Genomic DNA, 18,627 nt, shown 5'->3' on the forward strand with positions numbered 1-18,627 from the left:
CCCACCCGATTACCCCGCGTCGATCGGGTGGGCGGTCGTGCGCCGCGCCTCGTACGCCATCGGCAGGTAGCGGATGCGTTCCGGCAGGCGCGGGACGATCACGCGGATCACTCGGCCGAGGCGGCGCAGGCGGCGTTCCCGGGCGGCGGTCCACGGCAGGCCGATGGCCGATCTCGCCTCCGGCGGCATCAGGCCGATCGTGATGAAGCGGCGGAAGCGGGCCAGCAGGGGACGCAGGAGGGGCCACAGCACGCGTAGCACCAACCGCAGCGCACGCGGGCCCCGGTCCGGGGGCGGGACGGGCTGGTCGACGGCCACCAGCTCCTCGGCGACCGTCGTCAGCTCTATCTCGTCGGCCAGCATCTTGTCGAAGTAGGGCCAGAACTCCTCGATCGTCTGCGGCATGTCCCGGTCACGGATGCCGAGGATCCGCCCGACCTGGAGCCACTCCGCGTACAGCTGCCGTTCCTGCGCCTCGGTGAAGGGGCGGCCCAGGTATTTCTGGGCGTGGCGGTAGACGGGGAACCCGGTGGCGTGGACCCACGCGTAGTACGCGGGTGTCAGCGCGTGATAGCCGCGTCCGTGCGCGTCCGTACCCCGGATGTCCTTGTGCAGGGCACGCAGCCTGCGCCCCTCCTCGGCCGCACTGTCCCCGCCGTACACCCAGGTCTGCAGCGACCGCAGCGACCGCTCGCCGCGCCCCCAGGGATCGGTGCGGAACACGGAGTACGTGTCGACCCCCGCGCCCACCGCGGGGTGCGCGACCTGCATTGTGAGCGCGGCGGGCAGAGCGAGGAGAGCACGGACGTCGCCCGCGACATCCCACAGGACCCCACCGGGCGGCGGCGGCTCGGGAGCCTGACGGCGACTTTGCATCACACGGCTCCCAGAGATCGGCGGGCCCGCCGGTCGGTGCCCGGTTTGCGTGCGTTCCAGTATGCGACGACCGTGGCCACGGCGGTCCGCGGGGGTGGCGGGACGAGCACCGCCACCCTCCGGCCGAGCGACGCGGCTTGCGCTCTCCCCGGGCGCGGGGGCCGGACGGGGCCGAGCCAGGTCGGACCGACCCGGGCCGATCCGGTTTGTCCGGCGGGCAGGCAGATGTCGGGTGGTTATGGCTGCGCGGCGGCGGGGTGCGGCACGACGACGGTGCGGGCTGCCCGCTGTGACCGCCGGCCTTCCGGCGCTATCGCGCGGTCGCGTGTGCCTCCAGGATGATGTCCGCGACCGCGTCCGGCTCGCGCAGGGTCGGGAAGTGGTCGCTGTTCCGCAGCCGCAGGAGCCGGCAGCCGGGGATGCGGGCCGCCATCTCCTCGTTGCAGCGGACCACCTCGGGGTCGTCGTGCTCCCCCAGGGCCAGGACGCACGGCACGTCGAGCTCGCCGAGCCGGTCGAAGGCGGGCGGGTCGGGCACCTGGTGGGGGTGGACCGCGAACCAGGCCGGGATCACCGCCCTGATGAGCTCCTCCGCCGGGTCGTTCCCGGGCCCCGAAGCCGCCGACGTGCGCTTGACCAGCGCCACGATGCCGTCCATGTCGCCGGCCTCCGCGAGCCGGCCCACCTCGGACGTGAACTCCGCCATGAGAAAGTCCGGGTTGCCGGTGATGCCGGGGACCAGCAGGGCCAGCCCCGCCACCCGGCCGGGGTCGCCGAGCGCCAGGCCGATGGCCGTGGTGCCGCCCATGCTCGATGCCGCGAGGAAAGCGCGGGCCACGCCGAAGTGGTCGAGGACCGCGGTCAGGTCCTCGACCAGGGAGAAGGGGGCGGTGGGGGCGGGAGACCTGCCGTACCCCCGTGCGTCGTAGCGGATGACGCGGCGCCGCTCCGTGAGGCGGGGCAGGATGCCGTCCCAGATCCGGGAGTCCGCGACGCCCGGATGCAGCAGGACCAGCGGCAGCGCGTCACCGCCCCCGCCACTCGCCCCCGCCGGGCCGCCGGGCTCTCCCGAGTCCTCGGCCCAGACCTCGCCGTCCTTGACCGGCACCATGAGTTCCATGGTCCGAGCCTGCCGCGACACCACGCGGGGCGCCAGGCCGACGGCCCGGCCTGCGCCCCGTGAGACGCGAAAGCGTCTTCTAGCGGCCGGAACCCGACACCGCGGAGACCGGCTCCCCCACGATCCTGCTCGCCAGCGCGGAGGCCAACTCCGATACGTGCCCGCGCAGTTCGGCATCCGCCGACGCACGCTCGGCCTTGATCCCGGCTTTCCCGCCCGCCAGCACCTCGTCGCGTTCCCGTACGCCGTCCTCGCGGGCCGCGGCGATCAGCGCAGCGCCTTCCTCGCGGGCCTGTTGGCGCACCTGAGCCGCCTCGCGACGGGCCTCGGACAGCATCGCGTCCTGTTCGGCGCGTATCCGCTCGGCCTCGTGGCGCAGTTCCGCCGCCGGTCCGCCGGTCACCCCTTCGAGGATCGTGGCCCGCGTTTCGAGTACGCGGTTGAGGCGGAGGACCATGCGCCTGACGAGGAAGTAGACGGGGGCGAACAGCACGGCTCCGACGACCATGTGCTCGACATCCGGGTTGATGGGCCCTAATGGCATGGGAATGAGCTGCATGTCGGCGATCTACCCGCTCATGCGTGCACAACAACGCACACCTGCACGGCAGTTGAGTGATTCCCGCCACGTTCCCGCATGCTCGGCCGCCACGCCGGGCACATGGACGGCCCGACCCGATCCGGCGTGGCTCGACCCGACCCGGCATGGCTCAGTCCCCGAAGTCGTACACCGTCACCGCGACACCCCGCTCCACCAGCCGCCGGGTTATCAGCGGCTCGATGCGGGACCACTTGCCGCCCGCGAGACCGCAGCCGATGCGCGGCATGTGCACGGAGGCGTCGAGTTCGACCGCCTTGTCGGCGAGTGTTCCCAGGGCGGTGTCGATCGCCTCGTACCTCACGGGGACGCCCTTGCTGCCCGTACGCATGCCGTGCTGGCCGATCATGTTGGCCACCCAGGTGTACGAGCCGACCTCGACGAACTGGACGGCGCCCAGGCCGAAGTCGTTCTTGGCGCGCTCGCGGTGCCACCGGCGGTACGCCGCCTCCGGCTCGGGCCAGCGGCGGGACACCGCGAGGACGAAGCCCTTGCCCCAGCCCCCGAGGTCGTTGCAGACATGGGCGATCAGCTTGACGCCCTTGCCGAACGGCGCGGTGGCGTCACCCCGGACATAAGAGATCTCCGACATGACGCCACCGTAGACGCTGCCACCGACAATGGCCCCTGAGCTGCTACTTCGTGAGGCCTGCCGCCTCGCGGTCCACCCTGCGGCGGATCCCGTACCAGCCCGCGACCAGCGCGGCGGCGATGATCGGGATGAGGTAGAGCGTCTTGCGGCCGATCTCCGGGTCCTTCCACATCAGGACGAGGACGGAGAGCAGGAAGACGATGGTGACGATCTCCGTGACCGGGCTGCCGGGGAGCCGGAAGCCGGGCCGGGTGATCACGCCCTCCTTGGCGCGGCGGACGAACGCCAGGTGACAGACCATGATGATCACCCAGGTGCTGATGATGCCGAGGGACGCCACGTTCAGGACGATCTCGAAGGCCTGGCTCGGCATGAGGAAGTTCAGGCCGACGCCGAGCACACACACCGCGGAGGTGAGCAGGATGCCGCCGTAGGGCACCTGGCTCTTGTTCATCTTCGCGGTGAACTTCGGCGCGGAGCCCGCCATCGCCATCGAGCGCAGGATGCGGCCCGTGGAGTACAGGCCCGAGTTCAGCGACGACATCGCCGCCGTGAGGACGACCAGGTTCATCACGTCACCGGCCGCGGGCACACCGATCTTGGAGAGGACCGTCACGAACGGGCTCTGGTCGGCCGAGTACACCGATCCCGGCAGGAGCAGCGCGAGCAGGACGACCGAGCCGACGTAGAAGAGGCCCACGCGCCACATGATCGAGTTCACCGCGCGCGGGACGACCTTCTGCGGCTCGGCGGTCTCGCCCGCCGCGACGCCTACCAGCTCAAGGGACGCGTACGCGAAGACGACGCCCTGCATGACGATCACGACCGGCATCAGGCCGTGCGGCAGGAAGCCGCCGTTGTCGGTGATCACACTCAGGCCGGGTGTCTCGCCGCCGACCTTGTGCTGGGTGAGCAGCAGGAAGATGCCGATCAGCATGAAGGCGATCAGGGCGGCGACCTTGACGATCGCGAACCAGAACTCCATCTCGCCGAAGTACTTCACCGAGATCAGGTTGATCACGAGAACGACGGCGAGCGCGATCAGCGCGAGCACCCACTGGGGGATGTCGGTGAAGAGGCTCCAGTAGTGCGTGTAGAGCGCGATCGCGGTGATGTCGGCGATGCCGGTGGTCGACCAGTTGAGGAAGTACATCCAGCCGGCGACGTAGGCGCCCTTCTCGCCGAGGAACTCGCGCGCGTAGCTGACGAACGAACCCGACGACGGCCGGTAGATGACCATCTCGCCGAGGGCGCGCACGACGAAGAAGGCGAAGATGCCGCACACGAGGTACGCGACGGCGAGCGCGGGGCCCGCGGAGTGCAGGCGGCCGCCCGCACCGAGAAAGAGTCCAGTTCCGATCGCGCCACCGATCGCGATCATGTTGACGTGACGGGCCTTGAGGTCCTTGCTGTAACCGGCGTCGCCCGCGTCCGCGGGGGCCTGGGACGCATCTGTGCGGGATGCGTCCGCAGCGGCCGTGTCTACGGCTTCCTTGCTCACGTGGGGGGTCTACTCTCTGGTGCCCGGAAAGCTCCGGTGTCCGGATGTGCTTCGGTCCACGACACCCCTGACGTGCGTGGACCGACGCGACACCTTCCCCCGGGGATCGCTCGACATGCGGTGGCGCACGTCACATAGCGGCACTTCTCACATGGTGGGCAGGGGGTGTACACACAATGATCACCGGGTGTAAAGACCGTGGATCACCGGGTGCGTCACTGCGTGTACAGCCCGTCGATGGCGTCCCCGTACTTCTCCCGGATGACCCTGCGGCGCAGCTTCAGGGACGGGGTCAGTTCTCCCGTCTCCGGGCTCCACTCCTCCCCCAGGAGCCGGTAGCGCTTGACCTGCTCGGTGCGGTTGAGGCGCGCGTTGGCCGCCTCCACGGCCCGCTCGACCTCCTCCTGTACGGCCTCGCTCGCCATCAGGTCGCCCGTGACTCCCCGCGCGGCGGCCCAGACGGGGGCCATCTCGGGGTCCAGGACGAGCAGCGCGACCAGGTAGGAGCGGCCGTCGCCGTGGACGAGGGCCTGGCCTATGAGGGGGTGCTCCTTGAGGGTGTTCTCGACGAGCGCGGGCGAGACGTTCTTGCCCGTCGAGGTCACGATCAGTTCCTTCTTGCGGTCGGTGATCCAGAGGAAGCCGTCCTCGTCGATCCGCCCGACGTCGCCGGTGGCGAACCAGCCGTCCGCGTCGCAGGCCGACTCGACGCCGCCGTCGGGAAGGAGATAGCCGTCGAAGACCGTCGCGCCGCGCACGAGGATCTCTCCGTCGCCGGTGGTGCGGACCTCCAGGCCGTCCAGGGGCTTGCCCACCGAGCCGAGCCGGAAATCGGCCGGAGTGTTGATGGTGACGACCCCGGTCGTCTCCGTCAGACCCCACGCGTCCATGATCAGAATGTCGAAGCCCGCCCAGAAGCGCACGACGTCCAGGGGCATCGACGCCGCCGCACTGGCGGTCCACACCAGGCGGTCGAATCCGGCCAGGGAGAGCAGCGGGTCGAGGATCTCCTCCTTGGCCTCGCGGTACGCCGCCTCCAGGTCGGCCGGCGGGTCCTCGCCGCGCTCGACGTACTCCACACGCGCGCGTGTCGTCTCGTTCGCCGCCTCGATCGCCTCCCGCTTCTCCGACGGAAGCCCCGCGAGCACGGCCTTCACCGACGCGGCGAGCTTCTCCCACACGCGCGGGACGCCGAAGAACTGCGCGGGACGCAGCTCGCGCGCGGTCGCGGCCACGGCGGCGGGATCCGCGCACAGGTACACGTGTGCGGCGCGGAACACCGGCAGGTAGATGCCCAGCATGCGCTCCGCGACGTGTGCGAACGGGAGGTAGCTGATGTGCTCCACGAAGTCGGGCACCTCGACGACGGCGTCCAGGGCGACGCCGTTGAGGACGACGTTGCGGTGGGTGATGCGCACGCCCTTGGGATCGCCGGTGGTGCCCGAGGTGTAGACGACGGTGAGCGGGTCCGCGGCGCGGGTCTCGCGCCAGGCCTTCTCGAAGCCGTCCGGGTCGAAGAGGCGGCTTCCTGTGGCGTGCAGGGAGCCGTACGTGCGGTGCGTCCCCGCCTCGGCGGGCTCGACGACCACCAGGCGCTCCAGCGGGACCGTCTCGTCCGGAAGGAGGGGCTCCCAGCTGTCCAGTTCGCGGGCGCCCTCGACGACCGCGAAGCGGGCCCGGCTGTGGCGGGCGATGTGCGCGATCTGCTCGGGGGCGGATGTGCCGTAGACGGTGACGGGGACCGCGCCGAGGTGCACGAGGGCGAGATCGCTCAGCCAGTGTTCGGGACGGTTGCCCATCATCATGAGGACGTGTTCGCCGCGCCGCACGCCGAGCGCCGCGTATCCGGCGGCGAGGACGGCGACCTTGCGGCGGGCCTCGCTCCACGTCAGTGTCGTCCACTCCCCTTCGGGAGCGGCGCGCCAGGAGAGTGCGGGACGGTCACCGTGGTCCTCGGCGTTGCGCAGCAGCAGGGCGGGGAGGGTGATGCCGGCGGGTTCCCCGGGAAGTCGCAGGATCGTGGTCATGACCGCCTCCTGGCGTCATCGACGAAGCAAGTGACCGGGCCGGACGCTTTCAAGTGACTGGGCGGGACGCTTTCACAACAGTGGTGAGACAGCAATACTGTTGCACCTGATCGGTGCACAACTGCCGGTGCGCGAACGGAAAGGCGATGTGCTGCCATGACGATGACGAAGACGTCGGACACCGACGAGCCGACGCTCACGGTCGACGAACTGGCCGCCCGCGCGGGCGTCACCGTCCGCACGATCCGCTTCTACGGCACCAAGGGCCTGCTGCCGCCGCCCGTGATCGGCCCGCGCCGGGTCGGTCACTACGGCCAGGAGCATCTGTCCCGGCTCGGGCTCATCGAGGAGCTCCAGCACCAGGGCATGACGCTGGCCGCGATCGAGCGGTATCTGGAGCAGCTGCCGCCCGACCTGAGCGCGCACGACCTCGCCATCCACCGCGCGGTGGTGGCCTCCTGGGCCCCCGACTCGGCCGAGGAGACCGACCGCGCGGAGCTGGAGCGCCGGGCGGGACGGCCGCTGTCCGACGCTGACCTGGACCGGCTCTCGGCGATGGGCGTCGTGGCGCCCGCCGAGCCCGCCGGGGTCTACAGCGTGGATCCGGGACTGCTGCGCCTCGGTGTGCAGCTGCTCGACGTGCCCATCGCGCACGAGACGATCCTGGCGGCGCGCACGGTCCTGATGGAGCACACGCGCTCGGCGGCCGTCGAGCTGTCCCGGCTCTTCCGCGACGAGGTGTGGGGTCCCTACCGGGAGCGGGAGTCGGACCCCGAGCACGTGGCGGCGATGCGGTCCCTTTCGGCCCATATGCAGCCGATGGTGGTGCAGGCGCTGGTCACGGCGTTCCAGCGCTCCCTCAAGGAAGAGCTGCGGGAGTGGCTCAAGGATTCCTGAGCCACTCCCGGCTCCGCTGCCGGACCCGGCTCCCCTGCTAGACCCTGGCGTTGGCCGCGGTGGCCGTCGGCGTCTCGTTCTGCGCGGCCTGCCGCAGCCGCGTGGCATAGACCTCGGCCAGAACGTTCAGGTCCTTCGTGGCCTCCGCGGCCCCGGAGGTGTCCCGGACCTTCAGGGTGGCGACGAACTTGCCCTGGAGGATGACGATCTCCCGGGTGTTCTGCTGCGCGGGGCCCGCGAACCCGAAGGTGACGCTGCCGGAGCCCTGCCGCGGCGCTTGAACGACCTGCAGCTCGTGCTTGTTGTTGCGCACGTAGCGGTCCCAGACCGCGAAGGCGAGCCCGGCGGCGCTTTCGTTGCGGTACACGATCAGGTCGTAACTCGCGCCCTCGGCCTTGTCGTTGCTGCGGTAACCGACCCGGCCGTTGGCGACGGCGCCCTTGCACTTGCCGGTCGGCTCCTTGCACACGGAGGGCGCCTTGGCGCGGCTGTGCAGCTCGGCGGAGACGGTGCGCAGGGCGGCGGGCATCGTCTCGGCGGGCGGCAGGATCGCCTTGGCGTCCCGCGCGCCGCTCAGCGAACCGGCGCCCTTGGCGGCGGAACCGCCGGCCGCGCCGCCGATGGTGCGGCTGTGCGACGAGCCCGAACGCGACTTGTGCTTCTTGTTCTTCTTCTTGCCCCCGCAGCCCGTCAGGGCCAGCGAGAGGACCAGCACTCCGACGCCGACTGCTCGCGTCGTTCCCCCAGTCGTGAACCGCACAGCGGTACATCCTCCGTTTGTCGTGATCATGTCCTACGGGAGGATACGACGCGGGGGCGAAGGCCTGCGGTTCCGCCCCGGAGGGGACGGAACCGCAGGTGAAGAGCGTCAGCTGTCGCTGAACTTCTCGCCCCTGTCCGCCTTCTCGACGAGCAGCGCGGGCGGCGTGAACCGCTCGCCGTAGCGGTCGGCCAGCTCACGCGCACGTGCCACGAATCCGGGCAGGCCGCCTTCGTAGCCGTTGATGTACTGGAGCACGCCGCCGGTCCAGCCGGGGAAGCCGATGCCGAAGATGGAGCCGATGTTGGCGTCCGCGACCGACGTCAGGACGCCCTCCTCCACCAGGCGCACGGTGTCGAGCGACTCCGAGAAGAGCATCCGCTCCTGCATGTCCTTGAACGGGATCTCCGTGCCCGGCTTGGTGAAGTGCTCGCGCAGACCCGGCCACAGGCCCGCGCGCTTGCCGTCCACGTACTCGTAGAAGCCCGCTCCGCCGCTGCGGCCGGGGCGCTCGAACTCGTCGACCATGCGGTCGATGACGGAGTCCGAGGGGTGCCCGGCCCAGGTGCCGCCGGCTTCCTCGACGGCGCGCTTGGTCTCGTTGCGGATCTTGCGCGGCAGGGTGAGGGTCAGCTCGTCCATCAGGGAGAGGACCTTCGCCGGGTAGCCCGCCTGGGCCGCTGCCTGCTCGACGGAAGCGGGCTCGATGCCCTCGCCGACCATCGCGACGCCTTCGTTGATGAAGTGCCCGATGACGCGGGAGGTGAAGAAGCCGCGCGAGTCGTTGACGACGATCGGCGTCTTGTTGATCTGGCGTACGAGGTCGAAGGCGCGGGCCAGGGCCTCGTCGCCGGTCCGCTCACCCTTGATGATCTCGACGAGCGGCATCTTGTCGACGGGCGAGAAGAAGTGCAGGCCGATGAAGTCGACGGGGCGCGTGACGCCCTCGGCGAGCTGCGTGATGGGCAGCGTCGAGGTGTTGGAGCAGAGCAGCGCGTCCGGCTCGATGACGTCCTGGATCTCCTGGAACACCTTGTGCTTGAGGGCGGTGTCCTCGAAGACGGCCTCGATCACGGCGTCGCAGCCCGCGAGGTCCTGCGGGTCGGCGGTCGCCGTGATGCGGGCGAGCAGCGCGTCGGCCTTCTCCTGAGTCGTACGACCCCGCTGCACCGCCTTGGCGCACAGCTTCTCGGAGTACGCCTTGCCCTTGGCGGCGGCCTCGGCGGAGACGTCCTTCAGGACGACCTCGATGCCCGCGCGGGCGCAGGAGTAGGCGATGCCCGCGCCCATCATCCCGGCGCCCAGGACGGCGGCCTTGCGGACCTGGCGTGCCTCGATGCCCTTGGGCCGGTTGGCGCCGGAGTTGACGGCCTGCAGGTCGAAGAAGAACGCCTGGATCATGTTCTTCGCGGTCTGTCCCGTGACCAGCTCGGTGAAGTACCGGGCCTCGATGGTCAGCGCGGTCTCGAAGTCGACCTGGGAGCCCTCGACGGCGGCCGCGAGGATGTTGCGCGGGGCCGGGTAGGGGGCGCCGTTGATCTGCTTCTTGAGGTTGGCCGGGAACGCGGGCAGGTTCGCCGCGAACTTCGGGTTGGCGGGGGTGCCGCCCGGGATGCGGTAGCCCGGCTTGTCCCAGGGCTGGGCCGACTCGGGGTTGGCGTCGATGAAGGCGCGGGCCTTCTCGATCATCTCTTCGCGGGTGGCCGCCACTTCGTGGACGAGGCCGTTCTCCAGGGCGCGCTTCGGGGAGTACTGGGTGCCCTGGAGGAGCACCTTGAGCAGCGCGTCCGCGATGCCCATGAGGCGCACGGTGCGGGTCACGCCGCCGCCCGCCGGGAGCAGGCCGAGGGTGACCTCGGGCAGGCCGATCTTGGAGCCGGACGCGTCGAGCGCGACGCGGTGGTGGCTGGCGAGGGCGATCTCGTAGCCGCCGCCCAGGGCCGCGCCGTTGATCGCGGCGACGACCGGCTTGCCCAGGGTCTCGATGCGGCGCAGGGAGGCCTTGATGGCGACGCCCGCCTCGAACGCGTCCTGCGCGTTCTCGGGGCCCGCCTGCATCATGTCCTTGAGGTCACCGCCCGCGAAGAAGGTCTTCTTCGCGGAGGTGTAGATGATGCCGCGGATGGAGTCCTTCTCGGCCTCCGCGCGCGCGGCGATCGCCGCGATGGAGTCCTTGAAGCCCTGGTTCATGGTGTTCGCGGACTGGTTGGGGTCGTCGAGGACGAGGGTTACGACGCCGGTGTCGTCCTGTTCCCAGCGGATGGTGCTTTGCGTCATGACGTTTCTCCGTGAAGTCTGTTGCGGGCGGGGTGGGCGGCTACTGGGGTGGACTGACCTGTGCGTCGCCGACTGCGGATCGTGGTGGGTTGCTCGCGCAGTTCCCCGCGCCCCTGAGGAGCCGCGCACTTCGTGCGCTGCCTCCTCAGGGGAAAGCGCGGCGAAGCCGCAGCTTTCAGGAGCGCGGGGAACTGCGCGACCAGCCACGAAGCACCCGCAGTCGGCGACGGACAGCAGCCCCTGCGGCGCTTAGCCGGAGATCCGCTCGACGATCGTGGCGATCCCCATGCCTCCGCCCACGCACAACGTGGCGAGCCCGTACCGCTTGTCCTGACGCTCCAGCTCGTCGACCAGCGTGCCCAGGATCATCGCCCCGGTCGCGCCCAGGGGATGGCCCAACGCGATCGCGCCGCCGTTGACGTTCACCTTGTCCAGGGACAGGCCCATGTCCTTGACGAAGCGCAGCACGACCGCCGCGAAGGCCTCGTTGATCTCGACGAGGTCGATGTCGTCGATGGTCAGACCCGCCTTGGCGAGCGCCTTGCGGGCGGCCGGGGCGGGCCCCGTGAGCATGATGGTCGGCTCGGAGCCGGAGACGGCCGCGGAGACGATGCGGGCGCGCGGGGTGAGCCCGTAGCGCTCGCCGACCTCCTTGGTGCCGATGGCGACCAGGGCGGCGCCGTCCACGATGCCGGAGGAGTTGCCCGCGTGGTGGACGTGGTCGATCTTCTCGACCCAGTGGTACTTCTGGAGCGCGACGGCGTCGAAGCCGCCGAGGTCGCCGATGTCCTTGAAGGACGGCTTCAGCTTCGCGAGCGAGTCGGCGGTGGTGCCGGGACGCATGAACTCGTCGTGGTCCAGGACGACCAGGCCGCTGCGGTCCTTCACCGGCACGACGGACTTCTCGAAGCGGTTGTCCTTCCAGGCAGCGGCGGCGCGCTCCTGGGACAGGGCCGCGTACTCGTCGACGTCACGCCGGGAGTAGCCCTCCACCGTGGCGATCAGGTCGGCGCCGATGCCCTGCGGCACGAAGCCCGTCTCGTAGTTGGTCATCGGGTCGGCGAACCAGGCGCCGCCGTCCGAGCCCATCGGGACGCGCGACATCGACTCGACGCCGCCCGCGAGGACGAGGTCCTCCCAGCCCGAACGCACCTTCATCGCGGCCATGTTGACCGCTTCGAGGCCCGAGGCGCAGAAGCGGTTCTCCTGGACTCCCGCGACGGTGTCCGGAAGACCGGCGGCGATGGCCGCGACGCGCGCGATGTCGGAGCCCTGGTCGCCGACGGGGCCCACGACGCCGAGCACGATGTCGTCGACGGCCGCCGGGTCCAGGTCGGGGAACCGCGCCCGGATCTCGTGGATCAGACCGACGACGAGGTCGATCGGCTTGGTGCCGTGCAGGGCGCCATTGGCCTTGCCGCGTCCGCGCGGGGTGCGGATCGCGTCGTATACGTACGCTTCGGTGGTCAAGACAGCAGCCTTTCGCAAAAAAGAACTTCGAAGGTGAGGGTCAGGCGAGCAGGGAGCGGCCGATGATCTCCTTCATGATCTCGGTCGTGCCTCCGTAGATCGTCTGGATGCGGCCGTCGGTGAAGGCCTTGGCGACGCGGTACTCGGTCATGTAGCCGTATCCGCCGTGCAGTTGCAGGCAGCGGTCGGCGACGCGCTTTTGCAGTTCGGTGGCCCACCACTTGGCCATCGAGGCGTGCACGGCGTCGAGCTCGCCGTTCGAGTGATCGACGATGCAGCGGTCGAGGAAGGTCCGGGTGACCGCGCACTCGGTCGCCATCTCGGCGATCTCGAAGCGGATGTGCTGGAGCTTGGAGAGCGGGCGTCCGAAGGCCTCGCGCTCCTTGACGTACGTCTTCGTGATCTCCAAGAGGTGCTCGGCGGCGGCGATCCCGGCGACGGCGATGCCCATGCGCTCCTGCGCGAGGTTCGTCATCAGGTGGATGAAGGCGCCGTCCAGCTCGCCGAGGAGGTTCTCCTTGGGGACGCGTACGTCGTTGAAGAACAGCTCGGCGGTGTCCTGGGACTTCTGGCCGATCTTGTCGAGGTTGCGGCCCCGCTCGAAGCCGTCCATGCCGCGCTCGACGACGAGGAGGGACAGGCCCTTCGCGCCGCCCTCCGGGGAGGTCTTGGCGACGACGACCACGAGGTCGGCGAGGATGCCGTTCGAGATGAAGGTCTTGGAGCCGTTGAGCAGCCAGTGATCGCCCTGGTCGGTGGCGGTGGTGCGGATGCCCTGGAGGTCGGAGCCCGCGCCCGGTTCGGTCATCGCGATGGCCGTGATGATCTCGCCGGAGCAGAAGCCGGGCAGCCAGCGCCGCTTCTGGTCGTCGGTGGCCAGGGAGGTCAGATACGGGCCGATGATGTCGTTGTGCAGGCCGAGCGCGAGCCCGGCCGCGCCCGCGCGGGTGAACTCCTCGGCGAGGACCGCGCTGTAGCGGAAGTCGGTGTTCCCGCCGCCTCCGTACTCCTCGGGCACGGCGAGCCCGAGCAGTCCCTGCTTGCCCGCGGCGAGCCAGGCGTCACGGCTGACGATCCCGTCCTTCTCCCACTCTTCGTAGTGGGGCAGCACTTCCTTGCTGAGGAAGGTGCGGACGGTCTCGCGGAACGCCTCGTGTTCTGCGGAGAAGATCTGTCGCTTCACGTACGGCCTCCTGGAGCCTTCAGAGCCAGCCCTTGACGGTTTCGATCGACTTGGCCGGCTCGGGACCGACGGGAATGACGTTGAGCATGGTGACGCCCGCCTCACGGAAGGCCTCGACGCGCTCGCGGACGTAGCTCTCGGGCCCGCACAGCGTCATGAGTTCGCAGAACTCGTCCGGGACGGCGGCCTCCGCTTCCTTCTTCTTGCCCGAGAGATACAGCTCCTGGATGCACCTGGCCTCCTCCTCGTAGCCGTACGCGACCGCGAGGTCGTTGTAGAAGTTCTTCCCCGGTGCGCCCATGCCGCCTACGTAGAGGGCGATTTGCGGCCGGGCCAAATCCCGTGCGGCGGCCGCGTCCTCCCCGATGGACAGGAGGCCGCCGGCGACCGTCTGCAACGGGCCGAGCGCCGGATCGCGCTTCTCCTTGCCCTCGGCGAGCGAAGCGCCCCACACCTGGTGGGCCTTCTCCGGGATGAACAGCGTGGGCAGCCAGCCGTCGGCGATCTCCGCGGTCATGCGGACGTTGGCGGGGCCGAGCGACGCTACGTAGAGGGGCACTTCGGAGCGGACCGGCTTGGTGAGGATCTTCAGCGGCTTGCCCAGCTTGCCGCCCTTCTCCGCGGGCAGCGGCATGTCCGTGATGCCGTGGTGGTCGATGACCTCGCGGCGCAGGATGCGGCGGGTCAGCTCGATGGCCTCGCGGGTGCGGGCCAGGGGCTTGTCGTACGGCTTTCCGTGCCAGCCCTCGACGACCTGCGGGCCCGAAGCGCCGAGTCCGATGATCGCCCGGCCGCCGGAGATCGCGTCGAGTCCGGCGGCCGTCTGGGCGATGAGGGCGGGGGTGCGCGAGTAGACGTTGAGGATCGCGGCGCCGATCTTCATACGCTCGGTGCGCGCGGCCAGGTAGCCCATGATGGTGGGCGAGTCGAAGCCGTACGCCTCCGCCACCCAGACGGCGTCCAGGCCCGCGGACTCCAGCGCGGCCACCTCGTCGGCGGCCTGCCGCGGGTCGCCCGCGTAGGCGAGAGGTGCGGAGATCTCCATCAGCTTTCTTCCTTCGTGGTGGTGTCCGTGAGGGCCGGTACGCCCCAGTCGCGGGCCACGTCCTCGGTGTCGGCGCCCGGCTGGGCGGGGCCGCCCCGGACATGCGTGGGGGTCGCGGAGAAGCGGGGCGCGGGAGCGGGCTGGGTGATGCCGCCGTGGTCGACGAAGGTGCCGCGGGCCGCGAGGTGGGGATGGCCGGGAGCCTCGGAGAGCGAGAGCACGGGCGCGACGCACGCGTCGGAGCCCTCGAAGACGGCCGTCCACTCCTCGCGCGTGCGCGCCTTGAAGCGGGCGGCGACCGCCTCGCGCAATTCGCCCCAGCGCGCGAGGTCCTTGCGGGCGGGCGCCTCGTCCGTCAGGCCGAGGAGCTCGCTGAACTCGTCGTAGAACTGCTGCTCAAGGGCGCCGACGGCCATGTAACCGCCGTCGGCGGTCTCGTAGTTGCCGTAGAAGGGGCAGCCGCCGTCCAGGAGGTTGGCGCCGCGCCGGTCCTGCCAGCCGCCGCCCGCGAGCATGCCGTGGATCATCGACGTGAGGTGCGCGGTGCCGTCGACGATCGCGGCGTCCACGACCTGGCCTGCGCCGCTCTCGCGCGCGTGGTGCAGGGCGGCGAGGATGCCGACGACGAGATAGAGCGAGCCGCCCGCGTAGTCGCCGACGAGGTTCGCGGGGACGGTGGGCGGCTCACCGGGGTTGCCGATCATGCCGAGGGTGCCGGTGATCGCGATGTACGCGATGTCGTGCCCGGCGCGCTGGGCGAGCGGGCCCTCCTGCCCCCAGCCGGTCATCCGGCCGTAGACGAGCTTCGGGTTGCGGGCGTGACAGGCGCCGGGCCCGACGCCGAGGCGCTCGGCGACGCCGGGGCGGTAGCCCTCGATGAGCACGTCGGCGCGGTCCACCAGGTCCAGGACGCGGTCCGCGCCGTCCGCCGCCTTGAGGTCGACGATCACGGAGCGTTTGTTGCGGTTGGTGACGTCGTACTCGGGATTGATCGCGAGACCGCCGCCGCCGGGACGGTCGACGCGTACGACGTCGGCGCCGAGGTCGGCGAGGAGCATGGCCGCGAACGGGCCGGGGCCGATGCCCGCCAGTTCGACCACGCGCACCCCTGCGAGCGGTCCGAGAACGCCCTTGTCCGGAACTGCCATTGAGCCCCCAGCGTTATGACACAACTGATGTAACACCAGTGATGCTAAGAACGTGTTCCACTCCGCACAAGACCCTAGCAAGCAAGCGCTTAGACAAATTGGGGACGGGCCGTGTGGCCGTCCCCCTTCGCGCGCTAGCCTCTGCGTCCGACATCGACGTGGGGCGCACGGCAGAGAGGTGCCATGACCAGTCAGAACGGCAACGACGGCGGCAACGGCAAGAAGCGCGCGGCGGACCGCGCGTACGACATCGTCCTCTTCGGAGCGACCGGTTTCGTGGGAGTGCTCACCGCGCGGTACCTCGCCGCGCACGCGCCCGCAGGGCTGCGCTGGGCGATCGCGGGACGTGACACCGCGAAGCTGGAGCGGCTGCGGGACAAGCTCACCGTCGACCACCCGGCCTGCGCGGAGCTCCCCCTGGTCCGCGCGGACGTGGCGGACGAGGCGTCCCTGCGCGAGATGGCGGGCCGGGCGCGCGTGGTGGCCACGACCGTCGGCCCCTACCTCACGTACGGCCAGGAGCTCGTCGCCGCGTGCGCTCAGGCGGGCACGGACTACGTGGACCTCACCGGCGAGCCCGAGTTCGTCGACCTCACCTACGTGCGGCACGACGCCACGGCCAGGGAGACGGGCGCGCGCCTGGTGCACTCCTGCGGCTTCGACTCCGTCCCGCACGACCTGGGCGCGTACTTCACGGTGCGCCAGCTCCCGGAGGGCGTGCCGCTGCGCGTCGACGGGTTCGTGCGCACCAACGCCACGTTCTCCGGCGGCACGTTCGCCTCCGCGCTCACCCAGTTCTCCCGCGGGCCGCAGATGATGGCCGCCGCGCGGGACCGCCGCCGGCACGAGCCGCGCCAGGTGGGCCGCAAGGCGTACGCACCGCCGAGCGCGCCCCGGTACGCGGGCGAGGTCGGCGCCTGGGCCCTGCCCCTGCCGACGATCGACCCGCAGGTGGTGCAGCGCTCGGCGCGGGCCCTGGAGCGCTACGGGCCCGACTTCCGCTACCGCCACTACGCGGCCGTGAAGACCCTGCCGTTCGCGGTCGGCGGCGCTGCGGCCGTCAGCGGTCTTGCGGTCGCGGCGCAGCTGCCGCCCGCCCGGCGGTGGTTGTCCTCCCGGATGAAGCCGGGCGAGGGACCCAGCGAGCAGCGGCGGGCCGAGAGCTGGTTCTCCGTGCGGTTCGTCGGCGAGGGCGGCGGCAAGCGGGTCTTCACGGAGGTCTCGGGCGGCGATCCGGGGTACGACGAGACGGCGAAGATGCTGGGCGAGGCGGCGCTGTGCCTGGCCGTCGACGACCTGCCGCCGGTGGCAGGGCAGCTGACCACGGCCGTGGCGATGGGCGATGCGCTGACGGAGCGGCTGACGGCCGCGGGGCTCAGGTTCCGGGTGGCGGCGTCGCGGTAGCGGACCCGTCGCCCTGTGCCGCGCCGCTCGCCTCGCGCAGGGCCGCGCGGCACAGGGCGTCCGCGCGCCGCGTCGACTCCGGGAGGCGGTAGCGCGGCGTCAGGCGCAGCGTGTGGGCACAGGCGTTGTCCAGGCTCACCCGGTGACCGACGGAGACGAAGACCGGCTTGACGTCCTGGCGGGTGCGCAGGGCGCGGCCGATCTCCTCCGCTCCGTCCAGGAGGGGGGCCGCGCTGCCCCGCGGTGCGCCGGGCGCCTCGTACGTGAACGTGAAGGGGTTCTTGGCCACGCCGATCGTGGGCAGCCCGGTGAGGACGCCGAGGTGGCTGGCGAGGCCGAACCGGCGGGGGTGCGCGATGCCGTAGCCGTCGCAGACGACCAGGCCCGGATCGGCTGCGAGCCGCCCCAGGGCGGCGAGGACGGCGGGGACCTCACGGAAGGCGAGCAGGCCGGGCACGTAGGGGAAGGCCACGCGGCCCACCGCGGTCGCCTCCTCGACGACGTCGAGTGTCGCGGCGTCCAGGACGACAACTGCCGCGGCGACGATGTCGCGCTCGTCGTCGTAGGCGACGTCGACTCCCGTGACGTGCCCCGTGCCCGGCGGCGGGCCCTCCTCGTCGAGCACGGTCCTGGCGCGGAGGCCGTCCTGGACGGCGCGGGCGGTCCGCTCGTCGGCGGGCCAGTCGGCGGGCGCGTCGAAGACGGCCGGCGCGTCGAAGGCCGTCACTTGGTGGCCGCGAACTTCCAGATGAACGGCTCGCCGTTCAGCTGGGACCAGTGGACCTCGAGCTTCTTGGCGTCCTTGGGGACCAGGTAGGTCTCGCACATGACGTGCGTCTCGCCCTTCTTCCAGCCCTTGATGGACGAGGGAGCCTCGCAGCCCGGCCTGTGGTCGGCGGCGCCCACGATCAGGGTTCCGCGCCTGCCGTCCGCCCAGACCCTGGCGGGCTGGCTGGCGCGGGGGCTCTGCGTGAGGGTCGGGCCGGTCTCGTGCGTGTACTTCACGTAGGCGACGGCCGGGATCAGGCCCTTGGCCAGCTCGGGCTCCACCACCATCTTCGCGGTCTCGGCCTCCGTGCCCAGTTCGACCTTCTGCGCGGTGACGTCGTAGAAGACCGAGACGAGGCCCTCGTTGGCCTCGCCGGTGGCGCTCTCGCCGGTCGCGCGCACCCCGCCCTCGGACGTCTGCGCGGCGTCCTTCTTGCCGTCGCCGCCCCCGCAGGCGGTCAGCGCGAGGGCGAGCACGGCCACGGTCGCGGCGGCGCGCGGAGCGGTCTTCCTGTACAGCAAAGCGAACTCCCGGCAGAAATGGGGCGGCCACGCATCAAGAAGTCGCCCCATGGAGCGACCGGTTGAACGATCAGGATAAAGCGAACGCCCCGGGGCCGCGGCGACGCCCGGCGGGCGGCGGCGGTAGCCTCGCGATCATGTTCGTTCTCGAGTTGACCTACACCGCGCCCGTGTCCGCCGTCGACAAGGAGCTCGAGGCCCACGTCGCCTGGCTCGACCAGCTGTACGCGCAGGGCGTCGTCATCGCGTCGGGGCGCAAGAATCCGCGCGACGGCGGCGTCCTCATCGCCGTGGCCGACGACCGTGCGGCCATCGAGAAGATCGCGTCGAGCGACCCCTTCGTGGTCGCGGAGGTCTGCGAGTACCGCATCACCGAGTTCATCGCCACGAAGACGGCCCCGGAACTCGCCCCCTACCGGCAGGTGCTTCCCTAGGCACG

17 protein-coding genes are annotated in these 18,627 nt (G+C 70.8%); 3 read left to right on the top strand and 14 right to left on the bottom strand.

Annotated features, from left to right (window positions below; translation table 11 throughout):
- Positions 1-9: 9 nt before the first annotated feature.
- The 6 genes from ACWFR3_RS02440 to ACWFR3_RS02465 all read right to left on the bottom strand — a co-directional run bounded on the left by ACWFR3_RS02440 (position 10) and on the right by ACWFR3_RS02465 (position 6,714).
- Complete coding sequence (locus ACWFR3_RS02440; protein WP_453732640.1) at positions 10-876, bottom strand: oxygenase MpaB family protein; 867 nt, start codon at positions 874-876, stop codon at positions 10-12.
- A gap of 310 nt (positions 877-1,186) precedes the next feature.
- A complete protein-coding gene (locus ACWFR3_RS02445; RefSeq protein ID WP_453732641.1) occupies positions 1,187-1,996 on the bottom strand; it encodes an alpha/beta fold hydrolase in 810 nt (269 codons plus the stop codon).
- A 79-nt stretch (positions 1,997-2,075) separates the two neighbouring features.
- Entirely contained in the window at positions 2,076-2,555 is a 480-nt protein-coding gene (locus ACWFR3_RS02450) for a F0F1 ATP synthase subunit B family protein (protein ID WP_453732642.1), read from the bottom strand.
- A 151-nt stretch (positions 2,556-2,706) separates the two neighbouring features.
- Complete coding sequence (locus tag ACWFR3_RS02455) at positions 2,707-3,186, bottom strand: macro domain-containing protein (protein WP_453732643.1); 480 nt, start codon at positions 3,184-3,186, stop codon at positions 2,707-2,709.
- A 43-nt stretch (positions 3,187-3,229) separates the two neighbouring features.
- Positions 3,230-4,687 carry an amino acid permease gene (locus ACWFR3_RS02460; protein WP_453732644.1) on the bottom strand — a complete coding sequence of 486 codons (1,458 nt, stop codon included), beginning with the start codon at positions 4,685-4,687 and terminating at the stop codon, positions 3,230-3,232.
- A gap of 215 nt (positions 4,688-4,902) precedes the next feature.
- Positions 4,903-6,714 (bottom strand): AMP-dependent synthetase/ligase, encoded by a 1,812-nt coding sequence (locus ACWFR3_RS02465; RefSeq protein WP_453732645.1) that lies wholly within the window; start codon positions 6,712-6,714, stop codon positions 4,903-4,905.
- 162 nt (positions 6,715-6,876) lie between these two features.
- On the opposite strand from ACWFR3_RS02465, the gene ACWFR3_RS02470 reads away from it, so the two are divergent.
- A complete protein-coding gene (locus ACWFR3_RS02470; protein ID WP_453732801.1) occupies positions 6,877-7,611 on the top strand; it encodes a MerR family transcriptional regulator in 735 nt (244 codons plus the stop codon).
- A gap of 37 nt (positions 7,612-7,648) precedes the next feature.
- Here the strand turns inward: ACWFR3_RS02470 and ACWFR3_RS02475 are convergent, their stop codons facing one another.
- The 6 genes from ACWFR3_RS02475 to ACWFR3_RS02500 form a co-directional block, all read right to left on the bottom strand.
- The gene (locus tag ACWFR3_RS02475) at positions 7,649-8,371 is read right to left on the bottom strand and encodes a hypothetical protein (RefSeq protein ID WP_453732646.1); all 723 of its coding nucleotides are present in this window, start codon (positions 8,369-8,371) and stop codon (positions 7,649-7,651) included.
- A gap of 108 nt (positions 8,372-8,479) precedes the next feature.
- Positions 8,480-10,648, bottom strand: coding sequence for a 3-hydroxyacyl-CoA dehydrogenase NAD-binding domain-containing protein (locus tag ACWFR3_RS02480; protein ID WP_453732647.1), 2,169 nt, complete (start codon positions 10,646-10,648; stop codon positions 8,480-8,482).
- 249 nt (positions 10,649-10,897) lie between these two features.
- On the bottom strand, positions 10,898-12,118 hold the full coding sequence (locus tag ACWFR3_RS02485; RefSeq protein ID WP_453732648.1) for an acetyl-CoA C-acetyltransferase: 1,221 nt from the start codon (positions 12,116-12,118) through the stop codon (positions 10,898-10,900).
- Positions 12,119-12,158: 40 nt separating this feature from the next.
- Positions 12,159-13,301: an acyl-CoA dehydrogenase family protein gene (locus ACWFR3_RS02490; protein WP_453732649.1), complete on the bottom strand. Its 1,143-nt coding sequence runs from the start codon at positions 13,299-13,301 to the stop codon at positions 12,159-12,161.
- Positions 13,302-13,320: 19 nt separating this feature from the next.
- Positions 13,321-14,346 (bottom strand): LLM class F420-dependent oxidoreductase, encoded by a 1,026-nt coding sequence (locus ACWFR3_RS02495; RefSeq protein WP_453732650.1) that lies wholly within the window; start codon positions 14,344-14,346, stop codon positions 13,321-13,323.
- A complete protein-coding gene (locus ACWFR3_RS02500; protein WP_453732651.1) occupies positions 14,346-15,494 on the bottom strand; it encodes a CaiB/BaiF CoA transferase family protein in 1,149 nt (382 codons plus the stop codon). The genes ACWFR3_RS02495 and ACWFR3_RS02500 overlap by 1 nt, the downstream gene beginning before the upstream one ends.
- 183 nt (positions 15,495-15,677) lie before the next feature.
- Between ACWFR3_RS02500 and ACWFR3_RS02505 the strand changes: the two genes are divergently transcribed.
- A complete protein-coding gene (locus tag ACWFR3_RS02505; RefSeq protein ID WP_453732652.1) occupies positions 15,678-16,898 on the top strand; it encodes a saccharopine dehydrogenase family protein in 1,221 nt (406 codons plus the stop codon).
- On the opposite strand, the gene ACWFR3_RS02510 is transcribed toward ACWFR3_RS02505, so the two are convergent.
- Both ACWFR3_RS02510 and ACWFR3_RS02515 read right to left on the bottom strand, forming a co-directional pair.
- Entirely contained in the window at positions 16,870-17,625 is a 756-nt protein-coding gene (locus ACWFR3_RS02510; protein WP_453732653.1) for an endonuclease V, read from the bottom strand. The genes ACWFR3_RS02505 and ACWFR3_RS02510 overlap by 29 nt on opposite strands.
- Complete coding sequence (locus tag ACWFR3_RS02515) at positions 17,622-18,188, bottom strand: hypothetical protein (protein WP_453732654.1); 567 nt, start codon at positions 18,186-18,188, stop codon at positions 17,622-17,624. Before ACWFR3_RS02515 ends, ACWFR3_RS02510 begins: the two co-directional genes overlap by 4 nt.
- A 137-nt stretch (positions 18,189-18,325) precedes the next feature.
- Between ACWFR3_RS02515 and ACWFR3_RS02520 the strand changes: the two genes are divergently transcribed.
- Complete coding sequence (locus ACWFR3_RS02520; RefSeq protein WP_453732655.1) at positions 18,326-18,622, top strand: YciI family protein; 297 nt, start codon at positions 18,326-18,328, stop codon at positions 18,620-18,622.
- Positions 18,623-18,627 lie beyond the last annotated feature (5 nt).

This window comes from Streptomyces sp. NPDC055189 (assembly GCF_053606765.1).